A 411-nucleotide genomic window follows, 5' to 3' on the forward strand; every position below is an offset into this window, starting at 1 on the left:
GTGCAAGCAAGAGCTGGTATCCGACACGGCGCATCCGCGGACTGCCGCGCACGAGCGCCATCGCAGCCGCTGACCCGATGGCAAGGCTTACAAATGCGGTAGCTGTTGCAATGCCCAAACTTTGCAGCGTGGCGGAGACCCACGCGCGGCTTGTAAAATATGCCTCATACCATTGCAGCGACAGGCCGGGGGGCGGGAAATCGAGGAAGCGCGAGGAACTAAATGAGATCGGAACAATGATCAGGATGGGACTGACCAGAAACACAGCAACGAGCAGACTGAAGCCGCGTAGCAGCTTGCCACCAAGAGCCCAACGCTCACAACCTATGGCGAAGCCGGCCGGAACCCGAAGGCTGCGAGCGACCGCCCGCACCAGGGCCGTAGCGAGGTCAACAAGTTGGACGTAAGCGG

At 60.8% G+C, this 411-nt stretch carries 1 pseudogene; it reads right to left on the reverse strand.

Annotated elements, in window-relative coordinates:
- Positions 1 to 411 (reverse strand): annotated as a pseudogene (locus EN780_RS40210) (hypothetical protein); the annotation flags it as partial.

This window comes from Mesorhizobium sp. M4B.F.Ca.ET.089.01.1.1, assembly GCF_004022605.1.
GTDB classification, from domain to species: Bacteria; Pseudomonadota; Alphaproteobacteria; order Rhizobiales; family Rhizobiaceae; genus Mesorhizobium; species Mesorhizobium abyssinicae.